15 protein-coding genes are annotated in these 17302 nt (G+C 37.7%); 5 read left to right on the top strand and 10 right to left on the bottom strand.

Going from position 1 to position 17302, the window contains the following annotated elements:
* Nucleotides 1–37: 37 nt before the first annotated feature.
* From ppx to purM, 5 genes are all read right to left on the bottom strand, one after another.
* Nucleotides 38–1570 carry an exopolyphosphatase gene (gene ppx / locus ACWPWK_RS02660; protein WP_109373664.1) on the bottom strand — a complete coding sequence of 511 codons (1533 nt, stop codon included), beginning with the start codon at nucleotides 1568–1570 and terminating at the stop codon, nucleotides 38–40.
* A gap of 4 nt (nucleotides 1571–1574) precedes the next feature.
* Nucleotides 1575–3656, bottom strand: coding sequence for a polyphosphate kinase 1 (ppk1, locus tag ACWPWK_RS02655; protein ID WP_109373663.1), 2082 nt, complete (start codon nucleotides 3654–3656; stop codon nucleotides 1575–1577).
* Between the two features lie 46 nt (nucleotides 3657–3702).
* Nucleotides 3703–4293 (bottom strand): spermidine N1-acetyltransferase, encoded by a 591-nt coding sequence (speG, locus tag ACWPWK_RS02650; protein WP_088495291.1) that lies wholly within the window; start codon nucleotides 4291–4293, stop codon nucleotides 3703–3705.
* Nucleotides 4294–4399: 106 nt separating this feature from the next.
* On the bottom strand, nucleotides 4400–5029 hold the full coding sequence (gene purN / locus ACWPWK_RS02645; protein ID WP_109373662.1) for a phosphoribosylglycinamide formyltransferase: 630 nt from the start codon (nucleotides 5027–5029) through the stop codon (nucleotides 4400–4402).
* A gap of 13 nt (nucleotides 5030–5042) precedes the next feature.
* Nucleotides 5043–6083: a phosphoribosylformylglycinamidine cyclo-ligase gene (purM, locus tag ACWPWK_RS02640; RefSeq protein ID WP_109373661.1), complete on the bottom strand. Its 1041-nt coding sequence runs from the start codon at nucleotides 6081–6083 to the stop codon at nucleotides 5043–5045.
* A gap of 231 nt (nucleotides 6084–6314) precedes the next feature.
* Here purM and upp point away from each other — a divergent pair, with 231 nt between their 5' ends.
* From upp to hda, 4 genes are all read left to right on the top strand, one after another.
* Entirely contained in the window at nucleotides 6315–6941 is a 627-nt protein-coding gene (gene upp, locus ACWPWK_RS02635; protein ID WP_023581896.1) for a uracil phosphoribosyltransferase, read from the top strand.
* Nucleotides 6942–7050: 109 nt separating this feature from the next.
* Nucleotides 7051–8352 (top strand): uracil permease, encoded by a 1302-nt coding sequence (gene uraA, locus ACWPWK_RS02630; RefSeq protein ID WP_109373660.1) that lies wholly within the window; start codon nucleotides 7051–7053, stop codon nucleotides 8350–8352.
* 285 nt (nucleotides 8353–8637) lie between these two features.
* Nucleotides 8638–9843 (top strand): mechanosensitive ion channel family protein, encoded by a 1206-nt coding sequence (locus ACWPWK_RS02625; protein ID WP_109373659.1) that lies wholly within the window; start codon nucleotides 8638–8640, stop codon nucleotides 9841–9843.
* Between the two features lie 222 nt (nucleotides 9844–10065).
* A complete protein-coding gene (gene hda, locus ACWPWK_RS02620) occupies nucleotides 10066–10773 on the top strand; it encodes a DnaA inactivator Hda (protein ID WP_006533048.1) in 708 nt (235 codons plus the stop codon).
* A gap of 218 nt (nucleotides 10774–10991) precedes the next feature.
* Here hda and ACWPWK_RS02615 read toward each other — a convergent pair whose 3' ends face one another.
* The 3 genes from ACWPWK_RS02615 to bepA all read right to left on the bottom strand — a co-directional run bounded on the left by ACWPWK_RS02615 (nucleotide 10992) and on the right by bepA (nucleotide 14775).
* On the bottom strand, nucleotides 10992–12242 hold the full coding sequence (locus ACWPWK_RS02615) for an MFS transporter (RefSeq protein ID WP_109373658.1): 1251 nt from the start codon (nucleotides 12240–12242) through the stop codon (nucleotides 10992–10994).
* A 694-nt stretch (nucleotides 12243–12936) separates the two neighbouring features.
* Nucleotides 12937–13293, bottom strand: a complete 357-nt coding sequence (arsC, locus tag ACWPWK_RS02610; RefSeq protein WP_109373657.1) for an arsenate reductase (glutaredoxin) — start codon at nucleotides 13291–13293, stop codon at nucleotides 12937–12939.
* Nucleotides 13294–13302: 9 nt separating this feature from the next.
* The gene (gene bepA, locus ACWPWK_RS02605) at nucleotides 13303–14775 is read right to left on the bottom strand and encodes a beta-barrel assembly-enhancing protease (RefSeq protein WP_109373656.1); all 1473 of its coding nucleotides are present in this window, start codon (nucleotides 14773–14775) and stop codon (nucleotides 13303–13305) included.
* Nucleotides 14776–14929: 154 nt separating this feature from the next.
* Between bepA and ACWPWK_RS02600 the strand changes: the two genes are divergently transcribed.
* Nucleotides 14930–16006 (top strand): AI-2E family transporter, encoded by a 1077-nt coding sequence (locus ACWPWK_RS02600; RefSeq protein ID WP_109373655.1) that lies wholly within the window; start codon nucleotides 14930–14932, stop codon nucleotides 16004–16006.
* Between the two features lie 85 nt (nucleotides 16007–16091).
* Here the strand turns inward: ACWPWK_RS02600 and bcp are convergent, their stop codons facing one another.
* Both bcp and ACWPWK_RS02590 read right to left on the bottom strand, forming a co-directional pair.
* Nucleotides 16092–16562 carry a thioredoxin-dependent thiol peroxidase gene (gene bcp / locus ACWPWK_RS02595; RefSeq protein ID WP_088495299.1) on the bottom strand — a complete coding sequence of 157 codons (471 nt, stop codon included), beginning with the start codon at nucleotides 16560–16562 and terminating at the stop codon, nucleotides 16092–16094.
* A gap of 18 nt (nucleotides 16563–16580) precedes the next feature.
* Nucleotides 16581–17138 (bottom strand): glycine cleavage system transcriptional repressor, encoded by a 558-nt coding sequence (locus ACWPWK_RS02590; RefSeq protein ID WP_088495300.1) that lies wholly within the window; start codon nucleotides 17136–17138, stop codon nucleotides 16581–16583.
* Nucleotides 17139–17302 lie beyond the last annotated feature (164 nt).

Raw genomic sequence — 17302 nt, 5'->3', positions numbered from 1 at the left:
CATTGACTAGCGTCTTTTTCTGTATAATATCATATTGTTAAGCAGATTCCTCTTTTATATCCAGTTTCCACCCCGGAACTGACTGCCAATGTTCTTGTTCTTTTTCTAAATCCAATTCCATCAATGTGTTATCAGAAAGATAATTTGCAGGAAAATAAAGTGTCCAATGATTTTCATCTGTAACTAAACGCAAAGATGCAGGTTTTGTCGTCGATTGTCGCTGATTATTAAGTAAAGTTGCTAATCTTAGTATTTGTACGAGTGGAAAATACTGTTTCTTTTTATAAAGATTAAATTTAGGCAACTCATCTAACTTGATCCCTTTCCGGTGATAGCGAACGAGAGTTGTTAATAACAGTTGTTGCTCTTGATTAAAGCCAGGTAAATCAGTATTTGAAAGAATATAAGCAGAATGGCGATGTAACCCACTTAAATTAATACTTAATCCCACTTCATGTAACATAACAGCCCAAACTAAAATAGCCTCTAAATCAGGGCGAACTAGCTTAGGATTTTGCTGTGCCCATTGAGCGTAAAGAGATTGCATAGTTTCAAGAACACGTTTTGCTTGTTCTCTATCGATATTATAGTGTTCTGCAAGGCTTTTAGCTGTGCGCTGGCGAATATCTTGATGGCGAAATCTACCTTCCATTTCATAAAGCACACCTTCACGTAATGCACCGTCAGATAGGTGTAGGGCTTTTAATCCTAATGAATCAAAAATACCGCATAAAATCGCCAAACCTGGTACAAAAACATGTTTACGTTCATCGGATAAACCTGGAAGGGCGATATCTCTAAATTTCTTAAATCGTAAAACTTGTTTAGTGAGCATTAGTAGGCGTTCTGGAGTAATAACACCGTCTTTTTCACCAAACTCAACTAAGATCTCATGAGCCGCTTTAATTGTTCCTGATGCCCCTAAAGCCACATCCCAGCCAGTCATTTTGTATTGCCATGCAATTTTTTCCATTTTACGCGCTGCTTTTTCTCGTGCTTTACGAAAAGCAGATTCGCTAATTTTTTGTTCTGGGAAAAATTGACGGCTAAAACTGACACAACCCATGCGTTGGCTTTCGATTAAAATTGGCTCAAAATTTTCACCAATAACCAATTCTGTTGAGCCACCACCGATATCGATAACGAGCTTTCGACCTTTTTCAGATTGAGTGTGCTCCACTCCCATAAAAATAAGTCGGGCTTCTTCATGCCCTGAAATAATTTCAATAGGATAAGGAATAACTTCTTTGGCTCGTTGAAGAAAGACTTTCGCATTAGTGGCGACACGCAAAGTGTGTGTTCCCACGACGGTGACATTTTCTGCGGGAAAACCCTGTAACCTTTCAGCAAAAAGGGAAAGGGCGGAGAGCCCACGTAACATAGCCTCTTCGCTTAATTCGTTATCATCATCAAGTCCATCAGCAAGATAAACTCGCTGTTTTAAACGACTTAAGACTTGTAATGCGCCATTAACAACACGCGCAATTATCATATGAAAACTATTAGAACCGAGGTCAATAGCCGCAATTTCTAAAGGACGTGGTGAAGAGTCATCTTGTAATAAAGGCATAAAATTACGCTCGTGAACCGGGTTGTTCTAACAATTTAATATACTCATAGACAGCAAGCTGGGAACGGATCTTACGTTTATTTCCACGAGGAACATAGCTATTTGTTAAATCTTTATCGATATAACGTGCTTTTACGGTGTCATTAAATTGAATATCCAGTATATCAAGAACGCGCTGTTTAAGTTGAGGATCAAGCAAAGCCACTGCAACTTCAATGCGATAATCAAGATTTCGCGTCATCCAATCGGCAGAGGAGAGAAAGATTTTTTCATCCCCTTTATTGGTGAAAACATAAACACGATCATGCTCTAAAAAGCGGTCAACAATACTGGTTACTTGAATGTTTTCACTAAATCCTGGCTGATTAGGCACTAAAGAACACATTCCTCGGACTAACAGCCGTACTTTTACGCCTGCTTCTGAAGCGTCATAAAGGCGATTAACTAATTCTTCATCAACTAAATTATTCACTTTTAATGTAATACCCGCAGGATGCCCTGCTTGTGCACTATGAATTTCATTGGTGATTAATTGATTTAAAAGGGTGCGCGAGTTTTGTGGCGAAACCATTAAATGCTCAAAGGTGACAGGGCGATAAGGGTTTTCAATAAAGCTAAAAACGCGACGTACTTCATTGGTAATTTCAGTGTTAGTCGTTAATAGTGAATAGTCAGTATAAAGACGCGCTGTTTTTTCGTTAAAGTTCCCCGTACCGATATGAGCATAGCGAATGATTTCACCATTTTCTAAACGTGAAATGATAAATAACTTCGCGTGAATTTTTAAACCCGGTGCAGAGAAAATAACGTGAACGCCCGCTTCAGTCAGGCGTTTTGCCCAGTGGATATTCGCTGCTTCATCAAAACGTGCTTGTAACTCAACAACCACTGTGACACGTTTGCCATTATGCGCAGCGTGGATCATCGAATCAATAATTCGAGAGTCTTTAGCAACACGGTAAATATTGATTTTGATTGAGATAACACTTGGGTCAAAAGAGGCTTGGCGCAACAATTCCAACACATGCTCAAAGGTATGATAAGGATAATAGAGCAAAACATCACGCTCACGTATCGCATCAAAGCCATTACGGAAGTTATCAAACCAAATATGGCGTAAACGTGGAATAGGTTTATTTAACAGAAATTTACTACCCTCATTTGGGAAGTTAATAAAATCTTTAAAATTATGATAACGACCACCAGCAATGACGGAGTCATTATTCGATAAACCTAATTTACTGCGCAGCAACGCCACCATTTCATCAGGCATATCGCGTTGATAAACAAAACGGACAGGCTCTGCGGTAAGACGTTGTTTTAATGTTGATGACATCATTTCAAGTAAACTTGATTCCATTTCTGTTGCAAGATCGTATTCTGCATCTCGCGTCATTTTCATGGAATAAGCACTTAATGAGTCATAATCAAAGAAGCCTTTAAACACCTCATCAAGACAGTAGCGTAAAATATTATCCAATAAAATCATGGATTTTTTCTTACTACGTCCTTGTTCTGTCGGCAGAATAACAAAACGAGGTACTTTATCTGACGGAATTTCTAACAGGGCATAATGAATAATTTGCCCTTGTACAATTTCAACCGCTAAATAGGTGTAGTCATCTTTAAGAAACTCAACCAAGTCTGTTTCAGGATTAATTAAAATAGGCGTGATGTGTTTTCTTAAATTTTGACGGAAATATTGGCGTAACCAGATTTGTTGATTAGGTGAGATTTGGCGTTCATTAATTAAAAAGATTTGGTTTCGCGCCATTTCAAGTAACAAATCATTATATAAAGCATCAAACTCTTGGTCGGCTTTAGCTACTTTTGATTGAATTTTCTTTATAAGATGGCGAGCATGGCTTGACGCGGAGCGTGAGCCACGTTCTTCATTAATCAAAATACGGCGTTTTACATCGGCAAAACGAACCTTGTAAAACTCATCAAGATTATTTGAATAGATCCCCAGAAACCTGACTCTTTCAATTAACGGGTTTCTTTTATCAGCCGCTTCTTGTAATACACGTTCATTAAATGCAAGCCAACTGATCTCTTTATCAATATAGAGTCGTTCCTGGGACATCTGAACTCCAACAAGGGTTAAAGTTAAAACTTAATATCTGAATAAATCAGACGTGTTGCTTAATAGTCGCACCCGGTTTAACAAAATTCTCGGGTTTCGCCTCTTTGGCTTTTTGTTCAAAATAAGGTGCTTGGAAAGTACACATTCTAATCGCAGAACGGTAGGCACCGTTAACAAAAAACTCATCTATTAAATCACCTTCTTTTTTAAAGCCAAGCTTTTCATAAATATGAATCGCTTTAGCATTCTCTTTATCGACGATTAAATAGAGTTTGTATAAATTAAGTACAGAAAATGCATAATCCATCGCAAGTTTCGCCGCGCGTGCAGCATATCCATGGCCTTGATGCGCAGGAGCAATGATAATTTGGAATTCAGCACGACGGTGAACATAATCAATTTCAACCAACTCGACAAGTCCAACTTTAGTGCCGTCACTTTCAGCAATAAAACGGCGTTCACTTTGGTCGTGAATATGTTTTTCATAAAGGTCGCTTAACTCGATAAAAGCCTCATAAGGCTCTTCAAACCAATAGCGCATAACGCTGGCGTTATTATCAAGTTGATGGACAAAAGAGAGATCTTCTCGTTCGAGAGGACGTAATTTTATAGGTGGAACTTTCTTACCACCGGACATAAGCACCTCGGTGAATGCATTGAATAAAAAGAGAAAAGGGTGACACAAAAAAAGTCACGTGGGCTACAGTGTAGCACAATGTGACTTTTTATCTTAAACGAAATAGTCAACCAAGGTTGTCGAAAAGCGCAATATCATCGAGAACGGCTTGATTATTCTGCATTTTTAATCGCTCGTCAGCTAACCAACCGATCGCTAGTGGATAAATACGATACTCTTCTGCTTGTATTCTTGTTTGTAATGATTGTTCAGTATCATCTGGTAAAACAGGAATGCGAGCTTGAATAATCATGGGACCACCATCAAGTTCTTCTGTAACAAAATGGACGGTAACGCCATGAAAAGAGTCTTTATTCGCTAAAACTTGGCGATGAGTGTGTAATCCGGGATATTTAGGAAGTAAAGAAGGATGAATATTTAATAATTTATGCTGATAATGAGTCACAAAATCAGGCGATAAAATACGCATAAAACCGGCTAAAACCACAATGTCGGGCTGATAAGCATCGATTTTTTCAATTAATGCTTTATCGTAATCAGCTCTGTCATTATATAGAGTTGGATCAACAAAATATGCTGGAATATCAGCAAGTTTTGCCCGTTCAAGACCATACGCATTAGCTTTATTACTTAAGACAGCAACCACATTACCCGTGATTTTATTTGCCCTACAGGCGTCAATAATCGCCTGTAGGTTGCTGCCGTTTCCTGAGATGAGGACGACAATATTTTTCATACACATGTTTTCATTAGTTAATAATAACTTGTGCTTCACCCGCAGCTTGTGGCGCAATTTCACCAATTAACCATGCGTTTTCACCACACTCAGCAAGATGTGCTAATGTTTTTTCAACGTCATTTGGGTTAACGGCAATTAACAATCCAACACCACAGTTAAAGGTACGATACATTTCATGTGTGCTGACTTGTCCCGCATCTTGTAACCATTTAAAAACCAGTGGCCATTCCCAGCTTTTACTATCAATACGCGCTTGCGTATTTTCAGGTAATACACGAGGAATATTTTCCCAGAATCCGCCACCTGTAATATGTGCCACAGCATGGATATCCACATTTTCAATTAATGAAAGTAGTGACTTTACATAAATACGAGTAGGGGCTAATAGGTGATCAGCTAATGATTTATTACCTAAGGATGTGCTTTCAGCTTGTGTATTGTTGACTTCAAGAATTTTTCTGACTAATGAATAACCATTAGAATGAGGACCACTTGATGCTAAAGCGATTAGAGCATCGCCAGTTTTAACTTTGCTACCATCGATAATTTCTGATTTTTCAACCACGCCGACACAAAAGCCTGCGATATCATAATCATTACCGTGATACATTCCTGGCATTTCAGCAGTTTCACCACCGACTAATGCACAACCAGATTGCTTACAACCTTCTGCAATACCTGTTACTACGCGTGCTGCGGTATCGACATCTAATTTTCCTGTGGCATAGTAGTCAAGGAAGAAAAGGGGTTCTGCACCTTGAACAATTAAATCGTTGACACACATTGCGACTAAATCAATCCCGATGTCATCATGGCGATTTAAATCCATCGCAAGGCGAAGTTTAGTTCCTACGCCATCTGTGCCTGAAACTAAAATAGGTTCACGGTATTTAGATGGAATTGCACAAAGTGCGCCAAAGCCACCTAAACCCCCCATAACTTCAGGACGGCGGGTTTCTTTTACTACACCTTTGATACGATCGACTAAAGCATTACCTGCATCAATATCGACACCGGCATCTTTATAGCTGAGAGAGGATTTGTTAGTCACGTAGAGCCCTCACGGCAAGTTGCTGTTAAGAAAAAATGTGTGCGAGCGCTATTCTAACAGGCAAAGCAAACGTTTGCGAGGATCTTCTTTGTAGGTCACAATTATTCATGTTGGTGTGGTTAAAAGCTGTGCGCTTGATCAATATCAATAGAAAAACGATGGAATATTGGCAAAAAAGCGGTATAATCTCGCGATTTTTTTGTCAGGCTGCGTCGTACATTAGGAGAAATTATGAAGATCGTTGAGGTAAAACACCCACTCATTCAACATAAATTGGGGCTGATGCGAGATCATGATATAAGCACTAAACGCTTTCGTGAACTGGCTTCAGAAGTTTCCAGTCTACTGACGTATGAAGCTACCGCCGATTTAGAAACAGAGACGGTAACAATAGAAGGTTGGTGTGGTTCGGTAGAGATAGAACAGATTAAAGGAAAAAAAATCACAGTAGTTCCTATCCTCCGTGCAGGTATCGGGATGATGGACGGAGTATTAGAAAATATTCCTAGTGCCCGAATCAGTGTAGTTGGCGTTTACCGCGATGAAGAAACATTAAAACCTGTCCCTTACTTCCAGAAATTAGCATCCAATATTGAAGAGCGTATGGCTCTTGTTGTTGACCCTATGTTAGCAACAGGCGGCTCTATGATTGCCACAATTGATTTATTAAAAAATGCGGGTTGTACTTCAATTAAAGTATTAGTACTGGTTGCTGCTCCAGAAGGTATTAAGGCATTAGAAGAAGCTCATCCAGATGTGGAATTATATACTGCATCTATTGATAGCCATCTTAATGAGCACGGGTACATCGTTCCAGGTCTTGGCGATGCTGGTGATAAGATATTTGGTACAAAATAATAATTAAGCCGACTTTGATAGTCGGCTTTTTTTTGAACCTAAATATCTTGTTCTATAGTTAGAAATATACAAACCAATTTCACATTCATATCAAAGAGAGGTCGTAAGCATGACTCGTCGTGCAATCGGGGTAGAAGAGCGCCCACCATTATTACAAACAATTCCGTTGAGTCTTCAACATCTGTTTGCAATGTTTGGCGCCACCGTACTTGTGCCAATTTTATTTAAAGTTAATCCGGCAACAATATTGTTATTTAACGGGATCGGAACCCTGCTTTATCTCTTTATTTGTAAAGGACGCATTCCTGCTTATTTAGGTTCAAGTTTTGCGTTTATCTCACCTGTACTTTTATTGTTACCTTTAGGGTATGAATTAGCACTTGGGGGATTCATCGTCTGTGGAGTGTTATTTTGTATCGTTGCAGGTATTGTCAAAATAGCAGGGCGAGGCTGGATTAATGTGATGTTTCCGCCTGCGGCAATGGGCGCAATCGTTGCCGTCATCGGACTTGAATTAGCAGGAACCGCTGCGGGAATGGCAGGATTATTACCAAGTGCAGATGCACCCGTTGATAGTCAGACACTGCTTATTTCTATGGTGACTCTAGGTGTGACTATCTTAGGCTCTGTGATGTTTAGAGGATTCCTTGCTATTATTCCTATTCTTATTGGGGTATTAGCAGGTTATGCACTCTCTTTCTTCTTGGGCGTTGTTGATATTACACCAATTAAAGAAGCTAACTGGTTTGCACTACCGACATTCTATTCACCGCGTTTTGAATGGAGTGCTATCTTTATTATTCTGCCTGCCGCATTAGTTGTTATTGCTGAGCACGTTGGACACCTTGTTGTTACAGCAAATATTGTACAACGCGATTTAATGAAAAACCCAGGTTTACATCGTTCTATGTTCGCAAACGGTTTCTCTACCATTATTTCGGGTTTCTTTGGTTCAACACCTAATACCACTTATGGTGAAAACATTGGTGTTATGGCTATCACTAAGGTTTACAGCTCATGGGTTATTGGTGGTGCGGCAATTCTCGCTATCTTATTATCTTGTGTCGGTAAACTGGCTGCGGCTATTGCTGCTGTACCTGTTCCTGTTATGGGTGGGGTTTCATTACTGCTTTACGGTGTCATTGGTGCATCAGGTATTCGTGTCTTGTTAGATTCAAAAGTGGATTACAACAAACCGCAAAACTTGATATTAACTGCCATTATTCTGATTGTCGGTGTGAGTGGTGCTTCCATTCAAATTGGTGCTGCTGAATTAAAAGGCATGGCATTAGCAACCATCGTGGGTATTGTTTTAAGCTTGATCTTTAAATTAGTGAGTGTTGTTCGCCCTGAAACAGAATTAGTGGATAACACCATTGAATCGGTTAGTGGTACAGCAAACAAAAAGTAATCGATTAAGTAAATCTAAAGCAATATGCTGAAATTAATAAAAAAGGTGGATGATCTCCACCTTTTTTATTGTGTTTTATTTTTATGTCATATTAAAAACTAAGATTTTTGATGTTTTAAGTATTAAAAACTTAGAAAAGCATGATTAATTCAATCATGATGTTTATTTAAATAAAATAAATGAGACAATGGGTGTCTGTTCTTATGCGAAATAGACATTTTATCTGCTATTTAAGTGATATTCGCTTTAAGGTTGGGGTGTTTCAAAAAAGGTATAACGTAATTTATGGAAAAGCTGATTGAAATTTATGATTTCATTACATCAAAGCAGATTTTTACCACAATATTTTTAGTTATTGTGTTGCTGGTGGTGTGGTTTCTCGCCAAAATGATTTTCCGCCGAATAGCAAAGCGTTTACTTTTTTTATTTACAGAGCTTTCAGATGAAGAAACCATAGAAGATATCGCTAAAAAGAGCGCATCTATTGTTGCAGTTACACTTGTTCTCTATATTAATCAGCTACTACCGTCTTTTTCAGCTGAAATGAATATTATTTTTGAGACGGTTGCTCGCGCCTTTATTATCATCAATATCGCCTCATTGCTTAATAACGCTCTTGATATCTTCAATATTAGGCACGCTAAAAAAGCGTGGCATCGGAATAATTCCATCAAAGGCTATATTGAAATTGCCAAAATTGTGGTCTGGATTATCTCTTTTATCCTGATCATTGCGTTATTTACTGAGCAATCACCACTTATTATTATCTCAAGCTTTGGTGCCATTGCTGCGGTGTTAATGTTTGTTTTTCAGCATACACTTATCTCTTTTGTTGCCAATATTCTTATCTCTAACGGAAAAGTATTAAAGCTTTATGATTGGATTGAATTACCCAGTAGTAATATCAGCGGTGAGGTTATTGATATCGCATTACATACGATCACTGTACGTAATTGGGATAATACAATTTCCCGTATTCCAACCAAAGACTTTTTGACCGAAAAATATACTAACTGGCAACCGATGTTTTCATCGGGAGGGCGTCGGATTAAACGTAGTTTTTATATTGACCAATCTTCGATTTCATTTGCAACGCAAGAGTTAGTATTAGAATTAAAAAATACAGCGCCGCTTCGTAAAAGCATAGAAACGATGCTTGAAGGAAAAGAAGAAGATATTGGCGATATTAATGAGTGGTTAGAAACAAAAGGAGTGACTAACTTACAGTTATTTCGTAAGTACATGCTAAATTGGATAAAAATGCGTGGTGATGTTCGACCTGATATGTATTTAGTGATCAGAACAATGCCACCTACACCAATGGGACTACCTGTAGAGTTATATTGTTTTACTCGAGCAACCACTTGGGTTGAATATGAAGAAACTCAATCTGAAATTTTTGAGTATATAAATGCATCAGCCAAATATTTTAAGCTCGACATTTATCAGCAACCTTCCGGTAATGATGTTGCGAAATTAAAATTCAGATAATAAAGTGAAACTAATTAATACGGAATGTTTTCTAATTTGGCTCTAAATAACTTGAAGTACAGTTAGGTAATCCTTTAATGAGGTGATAGTAGTATATAAAATAGGCTTATCCCAGTGTTCTTGCTGTTATCTTAATCAGTGCAATGTGCTTTTTTAATATTGGTTCTGACCTTGTGAGAATTTGTGTTAGAATCACCACGTTTATTAAACTATTCAGGTGAGGTGCTTCTGAATACGCCGTCACAGCTATCATTACCACTATCTCTGCCCGATGATGAGACATTCGATAGCTTTTATGCAGGGGAAAACGCGTCGTTAGTCGCGGCAATTCGAACCGCCATTCATCAATCTCATGGCAGTTATATCTATTTCTGGTCCCGTGACGGAGGTGGAAAGAGCCATCTATTACATGCCGCTTGTGCTGAACTTTCCTTAAAAGGTGATGCTGTTGGGTATGTTCCCCTTGATAAACGCGCCTACTTTGTTCCCGATGTTCTTGAAGGTATGGAACATTTATCCTTAGTTTGTATTGATAATGTTCAGTGTATTGCCGGTGATGAAGAGTGGGAACTCGCCTTATTTAATCTTTATAACCGTGTTTTAGAGCATGGGCGAACCTGTTTATTAATTACAGGGGATAGACCACCTCGCCAAATAGAGTTACAACTTCCTGATTTAGCATCTCGCCTTGATTGGGGGCAAATCTACCGTTTGCAACCTTTAAGTGACGAAGAAAAAATTCAAGCGCTGCAATTAAGAGCAAAACTTCGTGGGTTTGAATTACCTGAAGATGTGGGTCGTTTTGTATTAAAACGTTTAGATAGAAAAATGCGCACCTTATTTGAAATGCTCGATGAACTTGATCACGCTTCTATTGTTGCTCAACGTAAACTGACCATCCCATTTGTGAAAGATATACTCAAACTTTAAATAGCCTCACTCATCTCGTTAGGTGAGGCGAATAATCTCAATCCTACCTCTCTTTTTCAAATTCAATACCCATTGAAGGTAACAAATTTTTGTTATTTATTAAGGGGGAATTTTCTATTTTTGTCTTTTCTAATAAAAACACAAGATAAAAAAACCGCTTGTCTTTATACAAGGCAAGCGGCGAGAGACACAAACAATAAAGGAGGAGGGTTAAATAATTAGTTTGCTTCTACTACTTTGGCTTTCTTCTGAGGAACCAGTAAGAAAATCAGATAAAGTGCAGTGATTGCAACCGTGTAGCCAGTGAAGATTAACCAGAATGATTTCCAATCAACCGCACCATTGGTAGTATATAAATCAATGACCCAGCCACTTAACATTGCACCTAAATAAGTACCAAAACCGTTCACTAAGGTCATAAACATACCTTGTGCTGTTGAACGATATTGTAAAGGGATCTCTTTTTCTAAGAACAGTGAACCAGAGATATTAAAGAAGTCGAATGCACAACCATACACAATCATTGATAACAATAAGACGATTTGACCTAATGATGTGTAGTCACCGTAAGCAAAGAAGCCAAAACGTAAGATCCAAGCAACCATACTGAATAAAACGATAGTTTCAATTCTTACGCGTTTTAATAACAGAGGCAGAAACAGAATAAATACGACTTCTGAAATCTGTGAAATAGATAAGAACACAGAAGGATAACGTGCAAAGAATGAATCATCTGCATTTGGAGATTGTGCAATATCTTGTAGGAATGGCACACCAAAGGTATTGGTAATTTGCAGTACAGATCCTAACAGTGTTGCGAAGAATAAGAAAACAACGACATTTTTCTTTTTAAATACTTGCAAGATATTAGTGATACTAAATGCCACTTCTTCGGCTTTAGTTTCATTTTTGTCAGCTGCTTTAGTTGCAGGTAAGAACATTGCAAATACAGCTAAAACAATAGAAGCGATCGCTGCAACGAAGAGCTGGTGGTAGCTATTACCTAAACCTAAGAAGCTAATAACCCACATGGCTGCAATAAAACCAACAGTGCCGTAAACACGAATTTTAGGGAAATAGTTATTAGGCTCTAAATGTTTTTGTTCTAACAGTTCGAAAATGATGCTGTTTGCCATTGAGATACTTGGCATAAAGAACAATAAATGTAATAGAGTTGCAAAAAATAGCGTGGTTACTGTCGTCATTTGCGACATTAACACTAATGCTAATGCAGAAAAAATATGCAGGGTAATAAACACTAATTTGCGGTTGTTTATTTTATCTGCAATAAATCCCATGATGACGGGTGCGATAAGTGAGGCAAGTCCAAGAGCACTGAAAATAAGCCCAACATCACTACCTTTAAAATGCAGTTCTCCAAAGAGATACGAGGCAAATGTTACAAGCCAAGATCCCCATATAAAGAACTGGAGGAATGAGACAAGTTTTAATCTAAGTACGATATTCATCTGTTTTCCTATTAGCCTAGCAATCACCCGACACCAATAATGGCGATTGGTTAGTTTTAATTGCCCATAATGTTGGCTATAACGTTGTTTATTTCATATACATCTACAACTTCGTTTCACACTGATTAATTGTTATCAAGTTAAAAAAACAACAATAAAAGAAGAGATAGAGTAAATAACAAATTGAAAGTTTATTGCTGTGTTGCAGTATTGTTTTAAATACGTATTTTTTGTTAATTTCTTTCTTGGATGATAATGAAAAAATATTTTGGCGAGAATTTATTGTTTATCAATTCTGCTATCATATTTTCTGATATCCATGATATGTAGGAATGCATTTGTGTAAAGAGACTTGAGTCACAATATAAATGAAACGCATGATTATTTTTTTCTTATAATTGTGAGTTTATACGGTGCTGTGTGATCTAGATAGAAGTTTTCAAAAATGGCGATTTCTTACTCATAAAAAATATGAGGTTGAGATGAAAAATTTTGAAAGCATAAAGCGATTGGTTTTTTTCTATTGTGGAAATAAGAAACACTTTGCTAATTGTAATGTTTACAATTTAATAACATTTAATAATTTATTTATTAATTGAGAAAAGAGAGTAAACGGTTGCGGGATTAATAGTGAAGTAAATAGAGAGAAGCCCATATATGTAAGAACATAAATATGGGCTTTAAATTTTGAAGATTAAATAAACAGTTCTTTTACTTGCTCTGGTGGACGGCCTAAACGGGCTTTATTACCTACAACCACAATAGGGCGTTCAATAAGTTTAGGGTTTTCATGCATTGCTTGAATTAATGCATCTTGTGATGTTTCATCAGCCAGTTTTAGCGTTTTATAAATTTCTTCTTTTGTGCGCATTAACTCTCTTGCATCATTAAAACCTAATGCTTTGAGCAGTGTTTTAAGCTCCGTTACTGAAGGTGCTGTATCTAGATAGTGAATAACATTAGGCGTTATTTGCATTTCTTCGAGTAAATGTAATGTTTCACGGCTTTTTGAACAGCGTGGATTATGATAAATCGTCACTTTTTTAGTCATTGTTGTCCCTTATTTAAATTGGCTGTCTCTTTGCTGAATTTTTCTTAATTGGTCTATGCGAGCATCAAAGCGAGCCTGATCATTGCTACCCAGCTTAACTTGTCTGCTTGCATCACCTAAGTAACGGATCGCTGTTTCAAAGTCACCTCTGAGTGCTAAATCTTCCGCATAAGCAGCTAATTCATGGGCTCTATCACCTTGTTTGGCTGAATTTTCTGCCATTAATTGCCAGCCAATAGGATCGCTTGGGTTATCAAAGGTATAACGATAAAGTAGGCGATTAGCTTCGTTATATTGCTTATTATGCATATATGAGTTCGCTAAGTTGGCAATAAGGACATTGTTATTGGGCCTTTGCTTTAATGCGAGTTGTAATCTTGCAACCGCATCACCTGCACGGTTTTGTTCTAAATCGATATCTGTCATGGCATCAATAAGCCAAATATTGTTAGGTTCTTTTTCTAACATCGGAGTGAGCAATTTTCTTGCGTCATCAAATTTGCGATCACGAGAATAGATCAGTATTAGCGCATAATTTGCGGCTGACTTTTCAAGAGCAGTACCTTGCTTAAACTGATCAAGTATCGTTTGTAATGCATTCTCTGATGTTGGGTTTTTCGTCAGCATGGTTAATACACGCATTTTAGCAAACAGAAAATCAGCTGACTGTGGAACCTGCCGAGCAGGAAATTGACTGGCTCGGCTTCTTGCATCGGATAAACGGCTATCAGGTAAGGGGTGCGTTAATAACATTTCAGGCGGTTTAGAGCTATATCGTACTTGGTCAGCAAGAATTTGCATAAAGTCAGGCATTCCTTTGGGATCAAATCCTGCTCGATAGAGTGTCTGTATTCCGATACGGTCTGCTTCTTGCTCGTTCATTTGTGTAAATGTGATCATATTTTGCTGCATACCCGCCATACTTCCCGTAAAGGTTGCAAGACCTGCATTTGGGTTTGCCATAAATATCAAAATAGAACCTAATACACCTGCAAGAGCAAGAGGTGTTGTTTTTGCCTGATCTTCAAGCATTCTCGCTAGATGTCGTTGAGTAACGTGTGTGATTTCGTGAGCCATAACAGAAGCTAATTCGCTTTCTGTTTGGCTATATCGAAAGAGGGCAGAATGCAAAACAATGTTTCCCCCAAAATAAGCAAAGGCGTTAATATTGGGGTTGTTAACTAAGTAGAAGTGAAAAGGGGTTTTGACTGAGCTGGCGTTAGAAACCAGTTTTTGTCCCAAATTATTAATATAGTTAGAGAGTAATGGGTCAAAAACTAATGGTGCACTATTTCGAAGTTGGCGAGTATAGTAATCACCCATAGCAATTTCTTGATTGATGCTTAATGTTGAACCTGCGGTCGTTCCCATATCAGGTAAAGAGTCTTCAATATCAATCGCAGCATGCGCTGGCACTACTGATGTTGATAGCAACGCAGAAACAAGAAGCGCGACTAAGGGTTTTTTAAGTCTGAGTTTCATACAACTGTATCCTGATGGCTATCTTAACGAATAATTAATAATTAATGATGTATGATAGCAAAACCTAACGTAAAATCTGTCAAAAGATTATTGCTTATGTAAATGAATACATATAGCTCTATTGTTCTGATTATTATAAAGGATCTTTATTTTCATGCTGGACTTGCTTGTTCAATGGTACAAACGCCGATTTGCTGATCCACAAGTTATCGCCCTTGTGGTCATTTTGATTGCCGGCTTTTCAATTCTGTATTTTTTCAGTGGCATACTTGCTCCTTTATTGGTGGCAATTGTGCTTGCTTATCTTTTAGAGTGGCCAACTCATTTACTTGAGAAATTAGGATGTGCCCGTATATGGGCAGTATCGATAATTCTGACACTCTTTATCGGTATTAGTGCCATTGTTATTTTGATTTTAGCGCCAACGGTGTGGCAACAAGGGATGACACTGATTTCAGATATCCCAAATATGATCAATAAGTTCAATGCATTTGCACATGAATTACCCGATCGCTTCCCTGCATTAATGGATGCCGGCATCGTTGATATGATGGCAGAAAATTTACGCAGCAAGTTCTCAACGGTGGCTGAATCTGTATTAAAAGTATCTTTAGCTTCGTTAATCGGAATTATTACACTGTCGATTTATCTTATTCTTGTTCCTTTGATGACGTTCTTCTTACTTAAAGATAAGCAACAGATGCTTAATGCGGTTCGTCGTGTTTTGCCGAAAAACAGAATATTGGCAGCACAAGTTTGGATTGAAGTTAACCAGCAAATTACCAATTATATTCGCGGTAAAGTCACTGAAATGATAATTGTGGGTATTTTTACTTATTTTGTATTTGCTTTCTTTGACTTACGCTACTCTGTATTACTTGCTGTTATCGTCGGTGTTTCTGTTTTAGTTCCTTACGTTGGTGCTGTTTTAGCAACGATCCCAGTTATTGTGATTGCATTATCTCAGTGGGGATTAGGCTCTGATTTCTGGGCGTTATTTATCGCTTATCTTGTTGTTCAAGGATTAGATAGCAATTTATTAGTACCAATTCTGTATTCTGAAGCCGTAAATATGCACCCTTTAGTCATTATATTATCAGTGATTATATTCGGTGGAATGTGGGGATTTTGGGGCGTTTTCTTTGCTATTCCATTAGCAACGCTGATAAAAGCAGTATTGCATGCATTACCTGATGAAATTGCGAATGAGCAAAATATAAAGAAAAGCTAAGTACCTCATTGAATATATTAATAAAAAACAGATAAAAAAACAGACAGTGTAAGCTGTCTGTTATCTTATCAATTCGAAGTATTAATTATGGATGTTGAGCGAGATATTCGAGAACGACTTGATGGTGGTTACTGGTTTTAAAGTTATCAAATACGTGTTCGATAACACCATTTTTATCAATTAAGAATGTTGTACGATGAATACCATCGTAAGTTTTTCCCATAAATTGCTTTTCTCCCCAGATACCAAATTCTTCTGCGATCTTATGATCTTCATCTGAAAGCAACGTGAAATTTAACATCTCTTTTTCAGCGAAACGGGAAAGTTTTTCTGATTTATCTGTACTGATACCTAATACTTCAACTTTGGCTTTTTTTAGTGCATCCATTTCATCACGTAAGCCACAAGCTTGGGTTGTGCAACCAGGTGTCATTGCTTTAGGGTAAAAATAAACGAGCACACGTTGGCCAGCGAAATCAGATAAATTAATCGTTTCTCCATCTTGGTCGGGCAGACTGAATTGAGGCGCCTTTTCACCGGCTTTTAATGGGTTCATTAGGTCATTCTCCATTTTTTACTGTTTCATCATCAGACTATTTACGATACTTATTGTGCCTTGAGCGTTCAGCTCTGTACATAATTGATTAAATTTCTCATTAATAACAATACCATGATCATCTAATGGATTATGCGCCGTAATCTGTATTTCTAAACGGGCAGGTGAGCCATCTTCTGATGGATGTGTTTTAGATATTAATTCAGCAAGATTAAAATTATGTTGGCTAAATAGATTAGTAAAGCGTTCTACAATACCGGGCGCATCTTCAATATCAACTTTCGCTGCAATTGTTGAAGGATAGGTAATCGGTGCACCATTGGTAGTTCTTTTCATTACGGTCAATAAATCCAGTTCCGCACTTTTAATGGGCAACAACGCTTCTAACTGTGCAATAGCGTTCCAGCCACCTGAAAGTAGCATGATAAACGTAAACTCTTGACCAAACATCGCAAGTCGGCTGTCCTCGATATTACATCCGCATTGGCTGACTAATTGTGTAATGGTATCAACAATACCAGGACGGTCAGCACCTAATGCAGTAATGACGAGAAAATGTTTATCAGGTATGGGCAAAATAAGGTTCCTTTTGACTTTCAGTTTATTCTTAACAGGTAAACACAAATTTCGATTTCTGCCAAGATCCCTTGCTCACTATCTTCAATTATTATATCTCTTTAATTCATATCAAAGAATATTAGCAAATTTCATTAGAAACCTAGAGTTAAGTAGTTTTCAAT

Source organism: Proteus sp. Marseille-Q3619 (genome assembly GCF_965283115.1).
Note: the sequence above shows the minus strand (reverse complement) of the source record. Positions and strands in the feature narration are given on the sequence as shown.

Excerpts from the sequence above, each read along its gene's own strand:
- ACWPWK_RS02625 (WP_109373659.1), top strand. The coding sequence starts at position 8,638 with ATGGAAAAGCTGATTGAAATTTATGATTTCATTACATCAAAGCAGATT.
- bcp (WP_088495299.1), bottom strand. The coding sequence starts at position 16,562 with ATGAACCCATTAAAAGCCGGTGAAAAGGCGCCTCAATTCAGTCTGCCC.
- ACWPWK_RS02615 (WP_109373658.1), bottom strand. The coding sequence starts at position 12,242 with ATGAATATCGTACTTAGATTAAAACTTGTCTCATTCCTCCAGTTCTTT.
- speG (WP_088495291.1), bottom strand. The coding sequence starts at position 4,293 with ATGTCCGGTGGTAAGAAAGTTCCACCTATAAAATTACGTCCTCTCGAA.
- purN (WP_109373662.1), bottom strand. The coding sequence starts at position 5,029 with ATGAAAAATATTGTCGTCCTCATCTCAGGAAACGGCAGCAACCTACAG.
- ACWPWK_RS02600 (WP_109373655.1), top strand. The coding sequence starts at position 14,930 with ATGCTGGACTTGCTTGTTCAATGGTACAAACGCCGATTTGCTGATCCA.
- arsC (WP_109373657.1), bottom strand. The coding sequence starts at position 13,293 with ATGACTAAAAAAGTGACGATTTATCATAATCCACGCTGTTCAAAAAGC.
- bepA (WP_109373656.1), bottom strand. The coding sequence starts at position 14,775 with ATGAAACTCAGACTTAAAAAACCCTTAGTCGCGCTTCTTGTTTCTGCG.
- ppx (WP_109373664.1), bottom strand. The coding sequence starts at position 1,570 with ATGCCTTTATTACAAGATGACTCTTCACCACGTCCTTTAGAAATTGCG.
- uraA (WP_109373660.1), top strand. The coding sequence starts at position 7,051 with ATGACTCGTCGTGCAATCGGGGTAGAAGAGCGCCCACCATTATTACAA.
- upp (WP_023581896.1), top strand. The coding sequence starts at position 6,315 with ATGAAGATCGTTGAGGTAAAACACCCACTCATTCAACATAAATTGGGG.
- ppk1 (WP_109373663.1), bottom strand. The coding sequence starts at position 3,656 with ATGTCCCAGGAACGACTCTATATTGATAAAGAGATCAGTTGGCTTGCA.